The sequence below is a fragment of the Micromonospora sp. NPDC047527 genome, from assembly GCF_040643015.1.
Classification (GTDB): domain Bacteria; phylum Actinomycetota; class Actinomycetes; order Mycobacteriales; family Micromonosporaceae; genus Micromonospora.
Genome location: NZ_JBEYTK010000002.1, coordinates 182,451 through 202,210, shown reverse-complemented (window position 1 = coordinate 202,210; position 19,760 = coordinate 182,451). Strand labels below are relative to the sequence as shown.

The following is a 19,760-nucleotide window of genomic DNA, read 5'->3' as shown; positions in this document are numbered from 1 at the left end:
TCGCCCGGCCGCTTGGAGGGAGCCGCTGTGGCTGTGGCTGTCGCTGGTTCGAGCGTGATGTCTCAGAGACATATTGATGCCGCAGAGGCATCACGCTTTTCGGGGCGACCCCACGCCAACGGCAAATCGGGCCCACCGGCTCGGCCGCGACTACCCCATCGTCCGGAACGGGTCGCGGGCCGGTGCCTGCTCTGCCCAGCAAAGGCCGCCGCGGAACTCCACCCCGGGGATGCCGTCTGCGAGCCTGCTGATGTCCACGACACCGGCCAGGGAGTTGGCGAGATCGACTCGCAACTCCTCGACGGCGGTCGCGAGGTCGTCTTCCTCGGTGGACCAGTCGATGTCGGCGGCTCGAAGCTCCCGCACGGCGAGAGCGCTGACCGCTGCCGGATCGGTGACGATCACCTCCACTCTCGGCAGTACACCTGCATCGTCACCGGCGTTGATTGCTCATCCATCGAAGGATCATGCACAGGTTGGCGCACGCTTCACAGATGCAGCCCGCTTGAAACTGTCTGTCCAACTCGTTCGACAGTGCGCCTTCGGCTGCCTGGTCGCCGCCCAACACTCCTGGTTGGCGTCCGGCGCCGTCGGGCCGCTCAGCGACGCCATCAACCGCGCCATGGCCACCATCGCCCCACGCACCGAGGGTCTCAGCCTCTAATCAGTTGTCGCCTTGACTGCTGCTCCGCCACAATCCCCGGATGCCCGTTCCCTCCCTGAATCTGCTGCGGTGGCAGTTCGACCTGACCTGGTCGCTCTTCGAATACCACCTTGAGCAGATCGAGCCCGCGGATTTCCTCTGGGAGCCGGCGAGCCCCAGTTGGTCGATGCGGCGTGACTCTGACGGCAGTTGGACGCCGGACTGGGCCGACAGCGAACCCGACCCCATCCCGGTACCGACGATCAGCTGGTTGACCTGGCACATCGGCTGGTGGTGGAGCGTGACGATGGATCATCTCCGGGGGCAGCCAGTACGGCAGCGTACGGATGTCGAATGGCCCGGCGCCGGTGAGCCGACTGTCGCCTGGCTACGAGACCTGCGTACCGAATGGTTGGGTCTCCTCGACCGACTCACCGACGCCGACCTTGACGACACGGCACCGTTCCCCTGGCAGGATCAGCCCGAGTACACGGTCACGCACATGATCGGTTGGGTCAACTCCGAGCTGATGAAGAACGTGGCGGAGATCGGCCAACTGCGGCTGCTGCGTGCGATCCGGACCGAAGCTGGTCGTCAGGCGCTCTGACGCTCACCCAAACCGCCACACGATTGGATCTGACATCATCACGACGTGCGCGACCCCGAGCCCGCCGACGGCAGTCCATCGCCGGAGCCGCCTGCGCCAACGGCGCGCAACGAACTGTTCACGCTACTCATGCTGCTGATCGCCTCGGCCGTTTTGCTGGCGCTGTGCTTCGGCTGTGCCGCCCTCTGGCTGTACAACTAACTGGTCGTCCTTGCGCTAAGCCCGGAGTGTCGGTTGGGAAGAGCGTGATCAACCGACCGCGATGCCCGAAACGCCTGCGGCCGGCGTTCACCCGGCTGCTTCTCGTGCCCGCTCGTGCCCACTACGCGCCCCGGTTACTGGCCCACGGATGGCCCGTGAGCCTCGGCCTGGCAGAGCTACGTCGCACATCAGCTGTCGGATCACAACCGGGCTCCGGCGGGCTGAGCTGTTGGGCCTCCGCTGATCGGATGTCGACCTTCCGGGACGGGCGCTGTTCGTTCGGCAGACGCTCCAGCAGCTCCGCGCGGCGGCCAGGATGGATTGGCTGCACCTGCACGACCTGCGGCACGCCTTCGCCACGTTCCTGCTCGACCAGGGGGGATCTGCGGACCGTCATGGAACTGCTCGGGCACTCCACGATCCGGATGACGGCCGACACCTACGGCCATGTCCTGCCGACGCGGGCTCGTCAGGCTGCCACAGCCATTGACCGGATTCTCGGCCAAGAGGAGATGGTGTGACCGCTTGGCCGTACGAATGGCTGTACTCGGGACCGAGGTCAACCAAGGAAAGTTCTGGTGGAGCCCAGGGGACTCGAACCCCTAACCCCTGCCTTGCAAAGGCAGTGCTCTGCCAGTTGAGCTAGGGCCCCGTGGTGGCCGCGGCAGTCGATGAACCGTTCGCCGCAGGCCGGGCGTCAGCGCAGGTCAGGCGAGGTGGTGGCCTCGTGCCACAGCGCACGCTCGTCGTTGGAGGCCTTGACCTTGCTGTAGACGACGGCGGCCACGCCGACGACGCCAGCCAGAATCAGCAGCTTCTTGATCATGGGGCGACCCCTCGCGCTCGACTACCGTCGGACGACATTCGGTGGGGCTAGCTGGAATCGAACCAGCGACCTCAGAGTTATCAGCTCTGCGCTCTAACCGACTGAGCTATAGCCCCGTGTTGCGACGAGCAAGATTAACCCATCCGCTTGGCCGGCCCCAAATCGGGGTCGGCCCCGCGAGCCGGGCCGTCGACACCGTGAAACCTACCCGAATACGGGACGCCGGAGCGACCGCAATTATGCGGTGTCCGGCGCCCCGGTCACTCAGTCCCGCTCGGCGAGGGTCAGCTCGATGCCGCCGACCAGGTCGGCGCAGACGTTGTAGACGAACGCTCCCAGCGTGGCCAGCGCGGTGAACAGCACCACGTTGACCAGGCCGATCAGCGCCGAGCTGAGGATCACGCCCTTGGCGGTGATCTGGAAGCCGCTGGTGCTCTGCCCACCACCGGCGTTGACCAGGTCGCTCAGGCTGTCGTTGACGCTCTGGAACACGCCCATCGCGTCCAACGCCAGGTAGAGCACCGAGGTGGCGACCACCACGACGATGAAGAGCACCACCGAGACGGCGAACGCGAACTTCATCACGGACCAGGGGTCGATCCGCTTGAGGTTCAGCCGGGCCCGGCGCGGCCCGCGGGACGCCGCCGAACTGACCGAGCTACGCGCGGCGCGTACCGCCTCACCGACGCGAGCGGCCCCGACGGCGGACGCGTTGCCGATCCCCGGAGGCAGGCCGCCACCGCTCGCCGGACGGCCGGCAGCGGAGGTACGACCCAAATCCGGCTGCGGCTGCGTCATGCCCGGCATGATCCGGGGTTGGGTGCCGGTGGCACCGGTCGAGGTCGCCTGACCCGGCCGGGTGCTGATCGGCTGGGTGGTCGTCGGTCGAGCCGGGCTCGGGGCGGCCGCCGCCGGGGCTGGGCCGGCGGACGCCGGCGCCTCGGCAGCGGGTTTCTCCGCCTTGTTGTCGCCCGAGCCGCCGTCCTCGCCGGGCTGCTCCGGCGGAGGTGTCATACCGGGAGCCCGGGTGAATTTCGGGGCAGGCGCGTCGGCGGGAACCGTAGCCCGGCCCACGGCCGCGCGGCCGGTCGCTGGTGTGCCGCTCTTGGCGGCCTCCTCGTCGACCGGGTTGGCCGAGGTCCCCGTGTTCCCCGACTTCGCCTGTGTCTCCGTCATTCAACTAGTCCTGTTCGTCAGGCTCGTCGGCATTGCGAGCAATCGCCACGATAGTCACGCCGTCCGGGAGGTCCATCAGCTTGACCCCCATTGTGTTCCGGTCACGTGTACGGCGTACAGGCTTCACCGGAGTCCGGATGACACCACCGTTGCTGGTGATCGCGAACAGCTCGTCGTCCGGGTCGATCACCACGGCACCGACCAGACCACCGCGCCGTTCGGTGATCTTCGCAGTCAGCACGCCCTTACCTCCCCGGCCCTGCACCGGGTATTCCTCGATCGGGGTGCGTTTCGCGTATCCCCCGTTCGTGGCCACCAGGACGTCCCGACCGTCCCGGACGACCTCCATGGCGAGCAGGACATCGTCGTCCGTGAAGCGCATGCCGATCACGCCCGAGGTGGCCCGGCCCATCGGCCGCAGCGCCTCGTCGGAGGCGTTGAACCGGATCGCCTGTGCCTTCTTGGAGACCAGCAGCAGGTCGTTCTCCGGTGCCACCAGCGCAGCACCGACCAGCTCGTCCTCATCGCGCAGGTTGATCGCGATGATTCCGCCGGAACGGTTGGAGTCGAACTCCTCGAGCCGCGTCTTCTTCACCAGGCCGTTCTTCGTGGCCAGTACCAGATAGGGGGCTACCTGGTAGTTCGGAATTTCGATGATCTGGGCGATCTGCTCGTCGGGCAGGAAGGCGAGCAGGTTGGCCACGTGTTGGCCCTTGGCTACCCTACTGGCCTCCGGCAGCTCGTATGCCTTGGCCCGGTAGACGCGGCCCTTGTTCGTTAAGAACAAAATCCAGTCGTGGGTGGAGCATACGAAGAAGTGGCTGACAATGTCGTCCTGCCGCAGCGTGGCGCCGCTGACGCCCTTGCCACCGCGCCGCTGCGAGCGGTAGAGGTCGACCTTGGTCCGCTTCGCGTACCCGGTCCGGGTGATCGTGACGACCACGTCCTCCCGGGCGATGAGGTCCTCCATCGAGACCTCGCCGTCGAACGGGATGATCTGCGTACGCCGGTCGTCGCCCCACTTGGCGACGATCTCGCCCAGCTCCTCCGAGACGATCCTGCGCTGCCGCTCCGGCTTGGCGAGGATGTCCTTCAGGTCGGCGATCTCGATCTCGAGCTTGGCCAGATCGTCCACGATCCGCTGCCGCTCCAGGGCGGCGAGCCGGCGCAGCTGCATGTCGAGGATCGCGGTCGCCTGGATCTCGTCGATCTCCAGCAGCCGGATCAGGCCCTGGCGGGCGTCGTCCACGGTTGGCGAACGCCGGATCAGCGCGATGACCTCGTCCAGCGCGTCGAGGGCCTTGCCGAGACCGCGCAGGATGTGCGCCCGCTCCTCAGCCTTACGCAGCCGGTACGCGGTCCGCCGGCGGATCACGTCGATCTGGTGCTCGACGTAGTAGCGGATGAACTGGGCCAGGTTGAGCGTGCGCGGCACCCCGTCGACCAGGGCCAGCATGTTGGCGCCGAAGGTCTCCTGAAGCTGGGTGTGCTTGTAGAGGTTGTTCAGCACGACCTTGGCGACCGCGTCGCGCTTGAGCACCAGCACGATCCGCATGCCGGTACGCCCGGAGGACTCGTCGCGGATATCGGCGATCCCCGCGAGCTTGCCCTCCTTGATCAGCTCGGCGATCCGCTCGGCGAGGTTGTCCGGGTTGACCTGGTAGGGCAGTTCACTGACGACCAGGCAGGGCCGACCCCGCTTGTCCTCCTCGACCTCCACCACGGCGCGCATCCGGATGGACCCGCGACCGGTGCGGTACGCGTCCTGGATGGCGGTGGTGCCGACGATCAGACCGTGGGTCGGGAAGTCCGGACCCTTGACGATGCCGAGCAGCGCCTCAAGGGTGGTCTCCTCGTCCTCCTCCGGGTGCTCCAGGCACCACTGCACCGCCGCGCCGATCTCCCGCAGGTTGTGCGGCGGAATCTTGGTGGCCATGCCGACCGCGATGCCCTCGGAGCCGTTCACCAGCAGGTTCGGAATCCGCGACGGCAGGATCGTGGGCTCCTTGGCCCGGCCGTCGTAGTTGTCCTGCAGGTCGACGGTGTCCTCGTCGATGTCCCGCAGCATCTCCATCGCGAGGGGGTCGAGCTTGCACTCGGTGTAGCGCATCGCGGCGGCCGGATCATTACCCGGCGAGCCGAAGTTGCCGTTGCCGTCGACCAGCGGGTACCGCAGCGACCAGGGCTGCGCCATCCGGACCAGCGCATCGTAGATCGCCGAGTCGCCGTGCGGGTGGAACTGGCCCATCACGTCGCCGACGACGCGGGAGCACTTCACGTAGCCCCGGTCCGGTCGGTAGCCGGAGTCGAACATGGCGTAGAGGATCTTGCGGTGGACCGGCTTGAGCCCATCCCGGACGTCCGGCAGCGCACGACCGACGATGACGCTCATCGCGTAGTCGAGGTAGGAGCGCTGCATCTCCACCTCGAGCCCGACCGGCTCGATCCGGTCGTGTGCGACCACGGCGGCGATGGCCTCGGCGGGGACCTCGGGCTCGTTCGGTGTGGACTCGGGAGAATCGGTCACTGTATACCCTTATCAGACTCAAAGTCGTTTTCGTGCTGTGGATAACCGCTGTGGATACCGGTCAAGCTGTGGATAACTCTGTGGATCGGTGGGTTGGCCGGGCAGCGCCCGGCCCACCCACCGCGATCCGTCAGATATCCAGGAACCGCACGTCCTTGGCGTTGCGCTGGATGAACGACCGGCGCGCCTCGACGTCCTCACCCATCAGCACACTGAACAACTCGTCGGCGGTCGCCGCGTCGTCGAGAGTGACCTGACGCAGGGTACGCGTCGCCGGGTTCATCGTGGTTTCCCACAGCTCGGGATAGTTCATCTCGCCGAGGCCCTTGAAGCGCTGGATGTCGTCCGGCTTGGCGTTCGGCTTCTTCTGCTGGCGCAGCGCGATCAGCCCGTCCCGCTCGCGGTCGGAGTACGCGTACTGCGCGTCGTCGCCCTTCTTGTTCCACTTGATCTTGTAGAGAGGGGGTGCCGCCAGGTAGACGTGGCCCATCTCGACAAGCGGACGCATGAAGCGGAACAGCAGGGTGAGCAGCAGCGTCTGGATGTGCTGGCCGTCGACGTCCGCATCGGCCATCAGCACCACCTTGTGGTAGCGCAGCTTCTCCATGTCGAAGTCGTCGTGGATGCCGGTGCCCAGCGCGGTGATCAGCGCCTGGACCTCGTTGTTCTTCAGCACCCGGTCGATCCGGGCCTTCTCCACGTTGAGGATCTTGCCGCGGATCGGCAGGATCGCCTGGGTGCGCGGGTCACGGCCCTGCTTGGCCGAGCCGCCGGCCGAGTCGCCCTCGACGATGAACACCTCGGACTCGCGCGGGTCGGTGGACTGGCAGTCGGCCAGCTTGCCCGGCATCGAGCCGGACTCCAGCAGCGACTTGCGCCGGGCCAGCTTGCGCGCCTGCTGCGCGGCGATCCGGGCCCGAGCCGCCTGGGAGGCCTTCGTGATGATCATCTTGGCCTCGGCCGGGTTGCGGTCGAACCAGTCGACCAGCCGGTCGTTGCAGACCCGCTGCACGAAGCTCTTCACCGGGGTGTTGCCCAGCTTGGTCTTGGTCTGACCCTCGAACTGCGGGTTGGCCAGCTTGACCGAGATGATTGCCGCGAGCCCCTCGCGAATGTCCTCGCCGGAGAGCTTCTCGTCGCCCTTGAGCAGCTTCTTGTCGGTGCCGTACCGGTTGACCACGCTCGTCAGCGCGGAACGGAAGCCCTCCTCGTGGGTGCCGCCCTCGTGCGTGTTGATCGTGTTGGCGAAGGTGTAGACCGACTCGCCGTACGACTCGTTCCACTGCATGGCGATCTCGAGTGACATGCCCTCCTCTTCGGCCTCGAACTCGACCACGGTCTTGTGGATCGGGCTCTTCGAGGCGTTGAGGTGTCGGACGAAGTCGGCGATGCCACCCTCGTAGTAGAAGGTCACCTCACGCTGCCGGCCGTCCTCCTCCTCGGCCACCCGCTCGTCGAGCAGGTGGATGCGCAGGGCGCGGTTGAGGAAGGCCATCTCCTGAAGGCGTCGGTAGATGGTCTGGAAGTCGAAGTCGACGGTCTCGAAGACGTCCGGGTCGGGCCAGAAGGAGACCGCCGAGCCGGTGCGGTCGGTGGCCTCGCCCTTCTCCAGCGGGCTCGGCTTGGAGTTGGTGTAGTGCTGCCGCCACACGGCGCCGGACTTGTGGATCTCGACGAACATCTTGGTGGAGAGCGCGTTCACCACGGAGACACCGACGCCGTGCAGACCGCCGGAGACCGCGTACGCCTTGCCGTCGAACTTGCCACCCGCGTGCAGGATGGTCAGCGCGACCTCGACGCCCGGCTTCTTGAGCTTCGGGTGCAAGTCGACCGGGAAGCCCCGGCCGTTGTCGGTGACCCGCACGCCGCCGTCGGCGAGCAGCACGACGTCGATGGTGTCGCAGTACCCGGCCAGCGCCTCGTCCACCGCGTTGTCGACGACCTCCCACACGAGGTGGTGCAGACCGCGCTCGCCGGTGGACCCGATGTACATACCGGGCCGCTTGCGAACGGCCTCCAGCCCTTCGAGAACGGTGATCGACTCTGCGCCGTACTCCTGCTTGTCCTGCGCTGCCACCCTCGGCCACTTTCTCGCGTCCTCCACGCCAAAAAAGCGCGCGTCGGGCGCGGGTTCGGCGGACAGGACGCGACGTCGGCGCGCGGACCGGTGCCGGAGACCTCCGGACAGCGGGTCGAACGCGCCGGTCGCCGCGGTTGCCCGCGGATCGCGATCGGCTCGACCCGCCGTGGAGAATGATCCGGGGCCATCGGCCCCGTCCCTCGCTCCGCACCGGGTCTTCGTCTCACCGTCAATCCTACTGTGCGCGCGGGACAGAACCGCCACTCGGCACCCTCAACGAGGCGGCTGAGATGTCCATAGCCGGCAGAACCCCATTACCCACGACTCCCCCCACACGCCAGGCTCCGATCGCACGCGCCGCCCCGAAACGGGTTGACCCGCGACCGGGCGGGTCGGGGGTCGCGGCCGGACCCCCGGTGTCGTACGTTTGCGGCGCTCCGGAAGCGGCCTTGATCTTTACCGGCCGGAACCGGGACGATCGACCCGATCGACCCGACACGTGCTCTTTAAGAGGTGACAGATGGGGCTGGACAACGTCGCGGTGCACTGGCCGCGGACCGGCCGCTTCTACGATCCGGTGGCTCCCGCCGATTTCGTCGACTTCGGCGAGATCGTCGACGTGCCCGGGATCTCCGCGCCGACGGCGGCGCTGGCCGAGCTGATCGCGAAGACCGGCACCGTCCGCGCGACCGCGTACACCGAGGTGGTGGATCTTCTGCTCGGTCTCGAAGGTGTGTTGTATGCCACAGACGCCGCAGCCGAGGACGAGGACCCGGTGATCGATCCGGACGGCTGCGCCTGGATCGCGGCCGGCATCGAGCGGTTCGTCGCCGGCCACCGCGCGTACGGCGAGGCGGTCACCTTCGAGTCGGTGAGCACGGTGCTGCGTTCGCTGCTCGGCGACGGCCGGCTCGCCGAGCAGCAGCTTCGCTGGCTGGAGAGCCGGCTGGACGCGATGCGCGACGAGAGTGGAGATCCGCCGCAGTGGAACTTCACCTGCCCCGAGCTGGGCGTGCTGGCGGCGTTCTACCGGCGGTGCGCCGATCGCGGTTTCGCCGTCTACGCCGACGCCTGAGCGACCGCGCCGCTCGCAGGGCCGCCACTCGGCCGGTTGGCCGCCGCGATCAACTGCGTGAGTACCCCGTGCAGGTGTTGCAGGTCCTCGACGGGCAGCCCGAGGCGCTGCACGATCGCGGCCGGGATCAGCTCGGCCTGGCCGCGCAGGGCGGCGCCGGTGGCGGTGAGGGTGACGGCGAGGCTGCGTTCGTCGGCGGCGTCGCGCTCGCGGCGCAGGTAGCCGGCGGCCTCCAGCCGCTTCAGCAGGGGTGACAGCGTGCCCGGGTCGAGCTGCAACAGACGGCTCAGGTCGCGCCCGGACAGCGGCGCGTGCTGCCAGAGCGCCAACATGACCAGGTACTGCGGATGGGTCAGCCCCATCGGCTCCAGCAGCGGCCGGTAGACGGCCACCACGCTGCGCGCGGCCACCGACAGGGCGAAACAGACCTGCTGCTCCAGGGCCAGCGGGTCGACGTCCTCCGGCCGCTCGCTCATCGGTTGCCCTCCCCACGCATGGTCACTATCGTAGCGATCGTTGGTGCCCCAACCATTGGCGGCCCAATTACCTGTCGGGCACGGCGAGAGAAGGCGGCAGATGACTGAGAACGGTGCGGCCCCCAAATCTGCGGGCGAGGGCGGCCGGTTCCTGCGTTGGACCTTCCGGAACCTCGCCGGCCCCGCCGACGGTGTGCAGGGCGCGGTGCAGGGCGGCTCGACTGAGGCCCGCGAAGCGTGGAAGCGCGACCTGGCCGAGCGCAAGCGCTACACCCAGGAGCAGCGCGAACGGAAGCGGGCCGCCCGCGAGGCCGGCAGGAACCGGGGAGGGTCGGCTCAGCCGTAGGTGTCCCGTGGCCCCCGGCCGCGTACCCTGCGTGGCCCCTTCGACCAGGACGGCGCGGCCGGGCCGTGGATGTGCAGCTTGCGCACCACGTTGTGGCCCACCTCCTGAGCGATCTGCTTGAGCAACGAGCCGGCCAGCAGGCGCAGCTGGGTCGCCCAGGCGGTCGAGCGCGCCTCCACGGTCAGCTCGCCGTTCTCCAGCTTGACCGGGCGGCTGTGCTGGGCGACCTCCGCGCCCACGACCCGCTCCCAGGCGCCAAACACGGTGGCCTCGGCCGCAGGCTGCTGCCAGCCGCGCGCCTTCACCAGCCGGTTCAGCACCACGCTGAGCGGCTGCGGGTCGCGCGGGTCAGGGCCGGGGCCGGAGTAGCCACGCAGCCGCCGCCCCGAGCCGCCGGCAGCGTCGCCGCCCCCGCCGCCAGGGGTACGTCGGGCACGGGCCGCCGCCTGCCGCCGGGACAGCGCCGCGTCGAGCACCGCCCGGGCCAGCTCCGGCCCGGTCGCGGCCTCCGGTTGGCCACCGCCGTCGGCACCCGCGGTCGCCCCCGGGCCAGCGGTACGGGCGTTCGCCGCGTCGCCAGCCCGCCGGTCGGTCCGGCCGCTGTCGCTTCCGTCGGAGCGTGACTCACTCGACACGGTGTACCGCCCCTTCGCCGACCTGGTAACGGGTGCCGCGCAGGGCGGCCGGCACGTCATCGTCCACCGCGCAGGTGACGAGCAGCTGACTCGCCCCGCTGACCAGCTCGGCCAGCCGCTCCCGCCGCCCGGTGTCCAGCTCGGCGAAGACGTCGTCGAGGATCAGCACCGGTTCGATTCCGTCGGCGCGCAACAGGTCGTACCCGGCCAGACGCAGCGCGAGCGCGAACGACCAGGACTCACCGTGGCTGGCGTACCCCTTGGCTGGCAGTGGGCCGAGGCTCAGTGCCAGCTCGTCGCGGTGCGGGCCGACCAGGGTCGTGCCCCGTTCGATCTCGGCGGACCGCGAGGCGGCCAGCGCGGCGGTCAACGCCTCGGTCAACGTGGCCCGGTCGGTGGTCGGCTCGGCCAGCTCGATTGAGGGCCGGTAGGCGATGCTGGCCGCGCCCCGACCTGCGGCCACCGCGTCGTACGCCTTGGCGACGTGCGGGGTGAGCGCCGCGACCAGCTCCAACCGGCCAGCGAGCAGCTCCGCGCCGTGCTGGGCCAGGTGGGTGTCCCAGACCGCGAGGGTGCCGAGGTCGCCACCCCGGGACCCACCGGTCTTGCGCGCCAGGTACGCGGTGCGCAGCAGGGCGTTGCGCTGCTTGACCACCCGCTCGTAGTCGGCCCGCACACCCGCGTAGCGGGGCTGCCGGGTCACCAGCAGGTCGTCCAGATAACGACGGCGTTCGGACGGATCGCCCCGGACCAGCTCCAGGTCCTCCGGAGCGAAGAGCACCAGTCGCAGGGCTCCGAGCACGTCCCGGGCCCGTCGCGCCGGGGATCGGCCCAGCCGGGCCCGGTTGGCCTTGCCGGGCACGATCTCCAGCTCGACCAGGAGCTCCCGGCCGTCGTGCGCCACCGCGCAGCGGATCACCGCCGAGGAGGCGCCCATCCGGACGAGCGGCGCATCCGTGGCGACCCGGTGCGAGGCCAGGGTCGCCACGTAGCCGAGCGCCTCGACGAGGTTGGTCTTGCCGACGCCGTTGGCGCCGATCAGGACGTTCGCCCCCGGTTGGAGGTCGACGGCGACCCGCTCGTACGAGCGGAAGTCGACCAGTTCCAGCCGGTGGACGTACACAGGGTGTGGATACCGCTCAGCGCTTGTGGACGGCGTGGCCGCCGAACTGCTGGCGCAGCGCGGCGACGGCCTTCATGGCCGGCGAGTCGTCCTGGCGGGAGGCGAACCGGGCGAACAGGGAGGCGGTGATGACGTTCAGCGGCACGGCGAGCCGGACGGCCTCGTCGACCGTCCAGCGGCCCTCGCCGGTGTCCTCGGTGTAGCCGCTCAGCTCTGCCAGCTCCGGGTCCTCGTCGAGGGCCCGGTCCAGCAGGTCGAGCAGCCACGAGCGCACGACGGTGCCCTCACGCCAGGACTTGATGACCCCCGGCACGTTGGTCACCAACTCGGAGGCGGCCATCAGCTCGTAGCCCTCGGCGTAGGCGTGCATCAGGCCGTACTCGATGCCGTTGTGCACCATCTTCGAGTAGTGCCCGGCGCCGACGGGGCCGGCGTGCACGAAGCCGAACTCGCCCTCGGGCTTGAGCGCGTCGAAGATCGGCATGAGCCGGTCCACGTGCTCCTGGGAGCCGCCGACCATCAGACCGTAGCCGTTCTGCCGGCCCCAGACGCCGCCGGAGACGCCGACGTCGATGTAGCCGATGCCCTGCTCGTTGAGCCGCTCGGCCCGGGGAGCGTCGTCGCTGAAGCGCGAGTTGCCGCCGTCGATGATGATGTCGCCATCGCCGAGCACTCCGGCGAGCTCGTCGATGGTGGCGTCGGTGACACCGGCCGGCACCATGACCCAGACCGCACGGGGCGATTCGAGCTTCTCCGCCAGGCCCGCGATGGTCGCAACGTCGCTGATCTGCGCGTTGTGATCGAAGCCGACCACCTCGTGGCCGGCCGCCCGCAACCGCTCGCGCATGTTGCCGCCCATCCGGCCGAGTCCTACCAGGCCGAGCTGCATCTGTTCCTACCTCCGTGGATCTGGGTGTTGCTGGGCGCGATCAGCGGGACACGCGGATCGGCATGATGAGGTACCGGTACCCCGGAATGACCTCTCCATCCTCACCGGCGGGCGAGATCACCGCGGGCTTGAAGGCGTCGACGAACGAGAGCATGGCTGTCTGGGAACCCAGGTTGGACAGGCCGTCGATGAGGTACTGCGGGTTGAAGCCGATGGTCAGCGCCTCACCAGTGAAGGTGGCCTCCATCGCCTCGCTGGCCCGGGCCTCCTCGGAGCCACCGGCCTCGACGACCAGCCCGTCGGCGCTGAAGCTGAGCAGCACCGGGGTGGTGCGCTCGGCGACCAGCGCGACCCGCTTGACCACCTCGATCAGGGTGCTGACCGGCACCCGGGCCTCGGCGTTGTGGGTGGCCGGGAAGAGCGAGCGCACCGGCGGGTAGTTGGCGCCGTCGAGCAGCCGGCTGGTGGTGCGTCGGGTGCCACCGGCGAGGCCGACCATGCCCTCGCCGGCAGCGCCCTGCGCGAGGGCGAGGGTGACCTCGCCACCGATCGGACCGAGCGCCTTGGCGGTGTCGTTCAGGGTGCGGGCCGGCACCAGGGCGTTGATGCTGACGTCGGGGTCGTCGGGCCGCCACTGGATTTCGCGCAGCGCCAGCCGGTACCGGTCGGTGGCGAGCATGGACAGGGTGCTGCCGGAGAGTTCGACCCGGACGCCGGTCATCATCGGCAGCGTCTCGTCGCGGCCCGCCGCGATGGCCACCTGAGCGACGGCGGTGGCGAACGCCGCGGCGTCGACCGTCCCGGCGCTCTGCGGCATCTCGGGCAGGGCGGGGTAGTCCTCCACCGGCATGGTGGGCAGGGTGAACCGGGCGCTGCCGCAGACCAACTCGAGGTGGGCGCCGACCGCGGCGATGTCCACCGGCTTGGCCGGCAGCGCCTTGGTGATCTCGGCGAGCAGCCGGCCGGAGACGAGGGCGGCGCCGTCGGCGTCACCCTGCACCTCGACGGTGACCTGGCTGGAGACCTCGTAGTCGAACCCGGAAACCCGCAGGTTGCCGTCGGTGACGCGCAGCATCACCCCGGCGAGCACCGGTACGGATGGCCGGTTGGGCAGGCTCTTCGCGGTCCACGCCACGGCCTCGGCGAGCGCATCGCGCTCCACTCGGAACTTCATTAATGCCTCCGCGTCGACGTCAGCGACAACTCTCTCATGCCGACCGCTGCCTACCGTCCCGCCCGACCGTGCGGGTACCCATCGCACCTTAGGGCGCGGGGGCATCGGCTGTGCGCCCGACCCCGGGGATCGTGTCGATGCTGACCGGCCCGTCCGGCAGCGTTCGGCACGATCCACAGAAAGCCCAACGGTGATGATTGGTTTTTGTTCTCTTAGAAGAGATAACCCATCGTCTTCATCGCACCTGTGCAAACTGTGGAGAACTCAAGTTCGCGCAGCTCAGACAGGTTATCCACCGGTGATTTAGCTGTGGAGAACCGGGGGTACAACTGCCTCGCGTGTCCACAGCCCGGCGACGGCGGCTGGTTGTCCACCGTTGTCCACCGGTTGTCCACCGGTAATCCACCGACTTTCTCCCCATGCCTGTGGACAGCCGAGAAGATCGCCATTGCCGTTGTCCCCAGAACCTTCAACAGCTCGTACACAGGGCGATGATCAACGGTGGACAACCTCGCGGTTGTCCCCAGCCGTCCACAGCGTCATGCACAGGGTTTCTCCACAGCCTGTGGGTAACTGGCGGGGGACGGACCGTAGTTATCCACGGGCGGTGGACAACGAGCTGTGGACAACGATTGAGCATCGAGGCGGACACGGCGTCGATCCTGTGGTCTGCACCATGTCGAGGGTCAAGCCGAAGCCGTCTCCAGAGCCGAAACGGGCGCCGTCGGAGCCGCGTCGGAGCCGAAAAAAGAACGCCCGACCGGAGATCCGGCCGGGCGTGTCCCGGGCTTGCGTGTCGCCGTACCCCTCAGGTGTTCTGCTTGATCCGGTTCGTCAGCTCGGCGATCTGGTTGTAGAGCGAGCGGCGCTCGGCCATCTGCTGCCGGATCTTGCGGTCCGCGTGCATGACCGTGGTGTGATCCCGGCCGCCGAAAGCCTGCCCGATCCGGGGCAACGACAGCTCGGTCAGCTCCCGACACAGGTACATGGCCACCTGGCGGGCGTTGACCAGCACCCGGGAGCGGGACTGGCCGCGCAGGTCCTCCAGGCTCACCCCGAAGTAGTCGGCCGTGGAGACCATGATCTGGTCGGCCGTGATCTCCGGGCCGGCGCCGTCCGGGATGAAGTCCCGCAGGACCTCCTCGGCCAGCGACAGCTCGACCGTCGACCGGGTCAGGCTGGCGAACGCGGTCACCCGGATCAGGGCGCCCTCCAGTTCCCGGATCGAGTTCGACACCCGGGAGGCGATGAACTCCAGCACGTCCGGCGGGGCGTAGAGCCGCTCCTGCGCCGCCTTCTTCTGCAGGATCGCGATCCGCGTCTCCAGGTCCGGAGGCTGGATGTCGGCGAGCAGGCCCCACTCGAAGCGGGTCCGCAGTCGGTCCTCCAGCGTGGCCAACTGCTTCGGCGACCGGTCGGAGGTGATCACGATCTGCTTGTTGGCGTTGTGCAGGGTGTTGAAGGTGTGGAAGAACTCCTCCTGCGTACGCTCGCGGTTCTCCAGGAACTGGATGTCGTCGATCAGCAGGATGTCGACGTCGCGGTAGCGGCGCTGGAACGCACTGGTCTTGTCGTCCCGCAGCGAGTTGATGAAGTCGTTGGTGAACTCCTCGGTCGACACGTACCGCACCGACCGCGCGTTGCCCAGCGTCGTGGCGTAGTGCCCGATGGCGTGCAGCAGGTGGGTCTTGCCCAGCCCGGAGCTGCCGTAGATGAAGAGCGGGTTGTACGCCTTCGCCGGCGACTCGGCCACCGCGACGCTCGCCGCGTGGGCGAAGCGGTTCGACGAGCCGATCACGAACGTCTCGAACATGTACTTCGGGTTGAGCCGATTGCCGCCGGTGTCGGTGCCGGGCAGCCGCCGGTCGTCGCGCCCACCGGTGCGGTGGTCCACCCCGCCGCGGCCCGGACCGCTGTCCGTTCCGCCGTCGCGGGGCAGCGGACGGATCACGTGCTGGTCCCGAGGCGATGAGGCGTCGTCGCGGTAGCGGGGCTCGTAGGGCCGGGTGTCCGGGCCTGGCGGGTCCAGTCGGGCGGCCTGGTCGTCGTACCCACGTCGGTCCGACGCCGGTCGGGGCGACCGCAGCGGCTCCACGAACGCGGCGCTGAACAGCGCCTCCTGCCCGTCCCTGCTCGCCGGGATCAACCCGGACCGGTGCCCGTCGACGGCCGGCGCGGGCGGCGGACCGGCCGGTGCCGGCGGCATGGCGGGGTCGTGCCCCGGCTGCTGCTGTTCCGGAATGATCGTGTCGACCGCCGGCCGTCCGGAGTGCCCGTCGTCGAGCGAGCCGGACAACGGAGCCTCGACGTCGGGTGACCCCGGCTCCGGAGCGCTGCGGTAGACGGTGCCGGCCGGGCGTCCGGTGGCGTCCTCGGCCACCCGAACGGTCACGGCCACCTGGATGGGTCGGCCGAGCCGACGGGTCAACGCCTCGGTGATCGCCGGGCGCAGCCGCGACTCGATCACATCCCGGGTGAACGCGTCCGGGACGGAGAGCAGCGCAGTGTCCTCGACGATCGCCCGCAGCCGGGTCAGCCGGAGGTAGGCACGCTGCTGCGCGGAGATGATCTCGTCGGCGAGCTCGTCGGTCGCCGCTAACCACACCGCGGCAAGGTCGGTCGTACCGGCCACCGTCGTGCCACCCCCTCGCCTCTGCTCCCGGCCGCCGCTGTCTGCCAGCCGGCCGTCCCGGGCCCGCCGCGTGCGCGGGTGGAACATCACCCACCCGGACAACTGCCAGTGGGTCATCCACAGGTTATCCACAGCCTGTGTACCGACCGATTGTGGCCGTCCGGCGGACGCGGGTGGGACCTGCCCCCTGCCTGACCGGGCGCTGAAGCGGGTTCACCGTGCCGAACGATTCACCGGCGTGTCCGGTCTTGCCTGCGCGCGACGACCGGAGCTTCCGACGCTCACCGCAATCGGGCACGGTAACAGCGTTGTCCCTGCCCCATCAACCGGCGACGCGGCAGCGGCCTTGTCGGCATCAGCGAAAACCGCCCCTTCGGTCCCGGGCGCGTCCCCGATGGTGGCCGCTGGGGATGTTTGACGGTCATTGCGCCCCTGCGTAGGCTGGAGCGGCTGCTCTCTCGTCCTCTGCTAGGGTGATGGGTGTTTGCTGCCCACGGTCGCATCCCCGCGTCGCCGAGGTCCCGCTCCGCAGGGCAGCACCGATCGGTGGTCACCGTCGAGGTGGCCTGGACCACCCCACGACCCCGGCGATTCCGTCGCGCGGGGCGCGTACGAAAACGGAGAGCCTGACGTGAGCAAGCGCACCTACCAGCCGAACAACCGCCGGCGCGCGAAGACCCACGGCTTCCGGCTGCGCATGCGCACCCGTGCCGGCCGTGCCATCCTGTCGAGCCGTCGCGCCAAGGGTCGCACCACCCTGTCGGCCTGAGCCGACCGGGCCGGTCCGGGGGACGTGAGCAGTCGTGCTGGCCGCGGCGCAGCGACTGCGGCGCAGCACTGACTTCGCCGCAGCGTTTCGCGGTGGCCGACGCGCCGGACGAGGTGCCGTCGTGGTCCACCTGACCGTGCCGGTGACCGCCGACCCCACCACAACGACCTCGCCGAAGCCGGTGCGGGAAATCGGTGCGGAGCAACTCTCCGCACCGACCCGCGCCGGCTTCGTCGTGTCCAAGGCGGTGGGCAACGCGGTCGTCCGCAACAAGGTCCGGCGCCGGCTCCGTGCGCTCGTCCGGGAACGACTGGTCGCCTTGCCCGCCGGCAGTACATTGGTCGTCCGGGCGTTGCCCGCAGCAGCCGAGGCGTCCTACCCCCGGCTCGCCGCCGACCTGGACGCCGCCATCGCGGTTGCCCGGTCGCCCCGAGAGAGGCGGTCCCGGTGAGCACCGAACCGACCGCCGCCGCGCGCCCGACGTCAACCGGTGCCAAGGTGCTGATCGCGCCCATCATCGCGTACCGTCGGTGGATAAGTCCGGCACTGCCGGCCCGCTGTCGGTTCTACCCGTCGTGCAGTGCGTACGCCCAGGAGGCGGTGGCCCGACACGGCGCGCTCCGGGGAGCCGCGCTGGCGGTCCGGCGGCTGTTGCGCTGCCACCCCTTCCACCCTGGTGGACATGACCCGGTGCCGGAGCCGGGCGGTCGCCGCCGTGCCGATGTGACTGGAGCACCGAATTGAGTCTCGACTGGATCTACTACGCGATTTCGTGGATCCTGCTGACCTGGCACTCGGCCTGGGACGCCATCGGGGTGCCCGTCGGCGCGGTGATCGGCACCAACTTCGCCTGGATCCTGGCCATCGTCTTCCTGGTGGTCACCGTCCGGGTGATCCTGTTCCCGGTCTTCGTCAAGCAGATCAAGTCGCAGCGGGCCATGCAGGCCCTGCAGCCCAAGGTCAAGGAGTTGCAGGAGAAGCACAAGGGTGACCGGGAGACGCTCCAGAAAGAAATGATGGAGCTGTACAAGAAGGAGAAGGCCAACCCGCTGATGGGTTGCCTTCCGATGTTCCTTCAGATCCCGGTCTTCCTCGGCCTCTTCCACGTGCTTCGCCGTCTGGACCCGGCCAAGCAGAGCAAGGACCTCTACGGCTGGACGGCCGCTCAGTTCGACAGCGCCTCCAACGCGAAGCTCTTCACCGCGCCGATCGCCGGCAAGTTCGGTTCCACCGCCGACGAGCTGGCCCGCCTCGGCGCCAACGGCACCACGGTCAAGGTCATCGCCGGCTTCCTGGTCCTGATCATGATCGCGACCACCTACCTGACGAGCCGTCAGATGATCCTCAAGACCGGCTGGGCGGAGGACCCGCAGCAGCGGATGATCCAGCGGCTGATGCTCTACGGCATCCCGGCGTCGCTGCTGATCTCCGGCGCGATCTTCCCCATCGGTGTGATCATCTACTGGGTCACGAACAACCTCTTCACCCTCGGCCAGCAGCAGTGGGTGCTGCGCAAGTTCCCGCCGCCGGTGACCGCGAAGAAGGCCACCGCCCCGGCCGCCAGCCGCAACCCCGTACAGCCCACCAAGTCCGGTGGCCTCTTCGGTCGCGGCAAGTCGGCCCCGCCCGCGCCGGTCAAGGCGACCGCGCCCAAGGTGGCCGGGCCGAAGCCGGGCGCCAAGCCGGTGAACAACCCGAAGAAGAGCCGCCCCGCCAAGCGGCAGGGCTGAGCTGTAAGGGCCGTCGCCGGATGACCGGCGGCGGCCCGTTCCGCACCGTGCAGCCGCCGGAAGGCCGGCGCCGGGCGGAACCGGCCGCGTCCGACGCGGTCACGGGCGACACTGCCCCTACAGACGTGCCCGTGGGCACCGGCGACCTCCCGCCGGCCCCGGGAAACCAGCGGACCCGACGGTCCGGACGAGCGAGTACGGAGATGAGACCGTGACCGAGACCAGCATCCCCCGCGTCGACGAGCCCCTGGACGAGGAGGACACCGCGGCCCTGGCGGTGAACGGCGACACCGAGGCGGACGAGACGGAGGCCGACGACGACACCGAGGCCGACGACACCGACACCGCAGCCGTCGCGAGTGGCCGCGAGAAGAAGGCCGCGGGCGAAGGCGAGCTGTTCCGGCAGAGCGAGATCGCGGCCGACTACGTCGAAGGGCTGCTGGACATCCTCGACTACGACGGCGACATCGACGAACTGGTCGCCGGTGGCCGACCGGTGGTCGAGGTGGTCGGTGCCCGACTGCAGAACCTGGTCGGTCAGCGCGGCGCCACCCTGGAGGCGCTTCAGGAGCTGACCCGGCTCGCCATCTTCCGGCAGACCGGCACCCCGAGCCGGCTGCTGCTCGACGTCGGCGGCTACCGCGCGACCCGTCGCAAGGAGCTCGCCGCGGTCGCCAAGAACGCGGTCGAGAAGGTCAAGGAGTACGGCGAGCCGGTCCGGCTGGAAGCGATGTCCGCGTTCGAGCGCAAGTGCGTCCACGACGTCGTCAACGCCATGTCCGGCGTGGCGAGTGAGTCCGAGGGCGTCGAGCCGAACCGGCGCATCGTCGTACGGCCGGCGGACTGACCGG

At 69.1% G+C, this 19,760-nt stretch carries 23 protein-coding genes and 2 tRNA genes; 11 read left to right on the top strand and 14 right to left on the bottom strand.

Annotated features, from left to right (window positions below; genetic code table 11):
* Positions 1–150: 150 nt before the first annotated feature.
* Positions 151–411 (bottom strand): hypothetical protein, encoded by a 261-nt coding sequence (locus ABZ808_RS09745; RefSeq protein ID WP_357003207.1) that lies wholly within the window; start codon positions 409–411, stop codon positions 151–153.
* 94 nt (positions 412–505) lie between these two features.
* On the opposite strand from ABZ808_RS09745, the gene ABZ808_RS09740 reads away from it, so the two are divergent.
* From ABZ808_RS09740 to ABZ808_RS09725, 4 genes are all read left to right on the top strand, one after another.
* A complete protein-coding gene (locus tag ABZ808_RS09740) occupies positions 506–664 on the top strand; it encodes a hypothetical protein (protein WP_357003205.1) in 159 nt (52 codons plus the stop codon).
* Between the two features lie 40 nt (positions 665–704).
* A complete protein-coding gene (locus ABZ808_RS09735; RefSeq protein ID WP_357003203.1) occupies positions 705–1,250 on the top strand; it encodes a DinB family protein in 546 nt (181 codons plus the stop codon).
* Positions 1,251–1,295: 45 nt separating this feature from the next.
* Positions 1,296–1,451: a hypothetical protein gene (locus tag ABZ808_RS09730; protein ID WP_357003201.1), complete on the top strand. Its 156-nt coding sequence runs from the start codon at positions 1,296–1,298 to the stop codon at positions 1,449–1,451.
* 395 nt (positions 1,452–1,846) lie between these two features.
* Positions 1,847–1,972 carry a hypothetical protein gene (locus ABZ808_RS09725; protein ID WP_357003199.1) on the top strand — a complete coding sequence of 42 codons (126 nt, stop codon included), beginning with the start codon at positions 1,847–1,849 and terminating at the stop codon, positions 1,970–1,972.
* A gap of 55 nt (positions 1,973–2,027) precedes the next feature.
* Here ABZ808_RS09725 and ABZ808_RS09720 read toward each other — a convergent pair.
* The 6 genes from ABZ808_RS09720 to gyrB all read right to left on the bottom strand — a co-directional run bounded on the left by ABZ808_RS09720 (position 2,028) and on the right by gyrB (position 8,057).
* Positions 2,028–2,103: transfer RNA gene (locus ABZ808_RS09720), tRNA-Ala, on the bottom strand.
* Positions 2,104–2,148: 45 nt separating this feature from the next.
* On the bottom strand, positions 2,149–2,277 hold the full coding sequence (locus tag ABZ808_RS09715) for a DLW-39 family protein (protein ID WP_357003197.1): 129 nt from the start codon (positions 2,275–2,277) through the stop codon (positions 2,149–2,151).
* 42 nt (positions 2,278–2,319) lie between these two features.
* Positions 2,320–2,393: transfer RNA gene (locus ABZ808_RS09710), tRNA-Ile, on the bottom strand.
* Between the two features lie 148 nt (positions 2,394–2,541).
* The gene (locus ABZ808_RS09705; protein WP_357003195.1) at positions 2,542–3,453 is read right to left on the bottom strand and encodes a DUF3566 domain-containing protein; all 912 of its coding nucleotides are present in this window, start codon (positions 3,451–3,453) and stop codon (positions 2,542–2,544) included.
* Between the two features lie 4 nt (positions 3,454–3,457).
* Entirely contained in the window at positions 3,458–5,980 is a 2,523-nt protein-coding gene (gene gyrA / locus ABZ808_RS09700) for a DNA gyrase subunit A (protein ID WP_357003193.1), read from the bottom strand.
* Positions 5,981–6,110: 130 nt separating this feature from the next.
* Positions 6,111–8,057, bottom strand: coding sequence for a DNA topoisomerase (ATP-hydrolyzing) subunit B (gene gyrB, locus ABZ808_RS09695; RefSeq protein ID WP_354815157.1), 1,947 nt, complete (start codon positions 8,055–8,057; stop codon positions 6,111–6,113).
* A 523-nt stretch (positions 8,058–8,580) separates the two neighbouring features.
* On the opposite strand from gyrB, the gene ABZ808_RS09690 reads away from it, so the two are divergent.
* Positions 8,581–9,135 carry a hypothetical protein gene (locus ABZ808_RS09690; protein ID WP_357003191.1) on the top strand — a complete coding sequence of 185 codons (555 nt, stop codon included), beginning with the start codon at positions 8,581–8,583 and terminating at the stop codon, positions 9,133–9,135.
* Here ABZ808_RS09690 and ABZ808_RS09685 read toward each other — a convergent pair.
* Entirely contained in the window at positions 9,120–9,611 is a 492-nt protein-coding gene (locus ABZ808_RS09685) for a MarR family transcriptional regulator (RefSeq protein ID WP_357003189.1), read from the bottom strand. The two genes, ABZ808_RS09690 and ABZ808_RS09685, sit on opposite strands and share 16 nt — an antisense overlap.
* A 100-nt stretch (positions 9,612–9,711) precedes the next feature.
* Between ABZ808_RS09685 and ABZ808_RS09680 the strand changes: the two genes are divergently transcribed.
* The gene (locus ABZ808_RS09680) at positions 9,712–9,957 is read left to right on the top strand and encodes a hypothetical protein (protein ID WP_357003187.1); all 246 of its coding nucleotides are present in this window, start codon (positions 9,712–9,714) and stop codon (positions 9,955–9,957) included.
* On the opposite strand, the gene ABZ808_RS09675 is transcribed toward ABZ808_RS09680, so the two are convergent.
* The 6 genes from ABZ808_RS09675 to dnaA form a co-directional block, all read right to left on the bottom strand.
* Positions 9,948–10,592 carry a DciA family protein gene (locus tag ABZ808_RS09675; RefSeq protein ID WP_357003185.1) on the bottom strand — a complete coding sequence of 215 codons (645 nt, stop codon included), beginning with the start codon at positions 10,590–10,592 and terminating at the stop codon, positions 9,948–9,950. The genes ABZ808_RS09680 and ABZ808_RS09675 overlap by 10 nt on opposite strands.
* On the bottom strand, positions 10,582–11,715 hold the full coding sequence (gene recF, locus ABZ808_RS09670; protein WP_357003183.1) for a DNA replication/repair protein RecF: 1,134 nt from the start codon (positions 11,713–11,715) through the stop codon (positions 10,582–10,584). Before recF ends, ABZ808_RS09675 begins: the two co-directional genes overlap by 11 nt.
* Positions 11,716–11,731: 16 nt before the next feature.
* Positions 11,732–12,604 (bottom strand): phosphogluconate dehydrogenase (NAD(+)-dependent, decarboxylating), encoded by an 873-nt coding sequence (gene gnd, locus ABZ808_RS09665; protein WP_357003181.1) that lies wholly within the window; start codon positions 12,602–12,604, stop codon positions 11,732–11,734.
* Between the two features lie 40 nt (positions 12,605–12,644).
* Positions 12,645–13,778, bottom strand: a complete 1,134-nt coding sequence (dnaN, locus tag ABZ808_RS09660) for a DNA polymerase III subunit beta (protein WP_357003180.1) — start codon at positions 13,776–13,778, stop codon at positions 12,645–12,647.
* A gap of 212 nt (positions 13,779–13,990) precedes the next feature.
* The gene (locus ABZ808_RS09655) at positions 13,991–14,263 is read right to left on the bottom strand and encodes a hypothetical protein (RefSeq protein ID WP_357003178.1); all 273 of its coding nucleotides are present in this window, start codon (positions 14,261–14,263) and stop codon (positions 13,991–13,993) included.
* Between the two features lie 323 nt (positions 14,264–14,586).
* Positions 14,587–16,410, bottom strand: coding sequence for a chromosomal replication initiator protein DnaA (gene dnaA / locus ABZ808_RS09650; RefSeq protein WP_357003177.1), 1,824 nt, complete (start codon positions 16,408–16,410; stop codon positions 14,587–14,589).
* A 631-nt stretch (positions 16,411–17,041) separates the two neighbouring features.
* Here dnaA and rpmH point away from each other — a divergent pair.
* From rpmH to ABZ808_RS09625, 5 genes are all read left to right on the top strand, one after another.
* Complete coding sequence (rpmH, locus tag ABZ808_RS09645; protein ID WP_007453904.1) at positions 17,042–17,179, top strand: 50S ribosomal protein L34; 138 nt, start codon at positions 17,042–17,044, stop codon at positions 17,177–17,179.
* Between the two features lie 34 nt (positions 17,180–17,213).
* Entirely contained in the window at positions 17,214–17,630 is a 417-nt protein-coding gene (gene rnpA, locus ABZ808_RS09640; RefSeq protein WP_357003175.1) for a ribonuclease P protein component, read from the top strand.
* Positions 17,631–17,677: 47 nt separating this feature from the next.
* On the top strand, positions 17,678–17,923 hold the full coding sequence (yidD, locus tag ABZ808_RS09635; protein ID WP_139584732.1) for a membrane protein insertion efficiency factor YidD: 246 nt from the start codon (positions 17,678–17,680) through the stop codon (positions 17,921–17,923).
* Positions 17,920–18,909 (top strand): membrane protein insertase YidC, encoded by a 990-nt coding sequence (gene yidC / locus ABZ808_RS09630; RefSeq protein ID WP_357003173.1) that lies wholly within the window; start codon positions 17,920–17,922, stop codon positions 18,907–18,909. The genes yidD and yidC overlap by 4 nt, the downstream gene beginning before the upstream one ends.
* Positions 18,910–19,120: 211 nt before the next feature.
* Positions 19,121–19,756, top strand: a complete 636-nt coding sequence (locus ABZ808_RS09625) for a R3H domain-containing nucleic acid-binding protein (protein WP_357003171.1) — start codon at positions 19,121–19,123, stop codon at positions 19,754–19,756.
* Positions 19,757–19,760 lie beyond the last annotated feature (4 nt).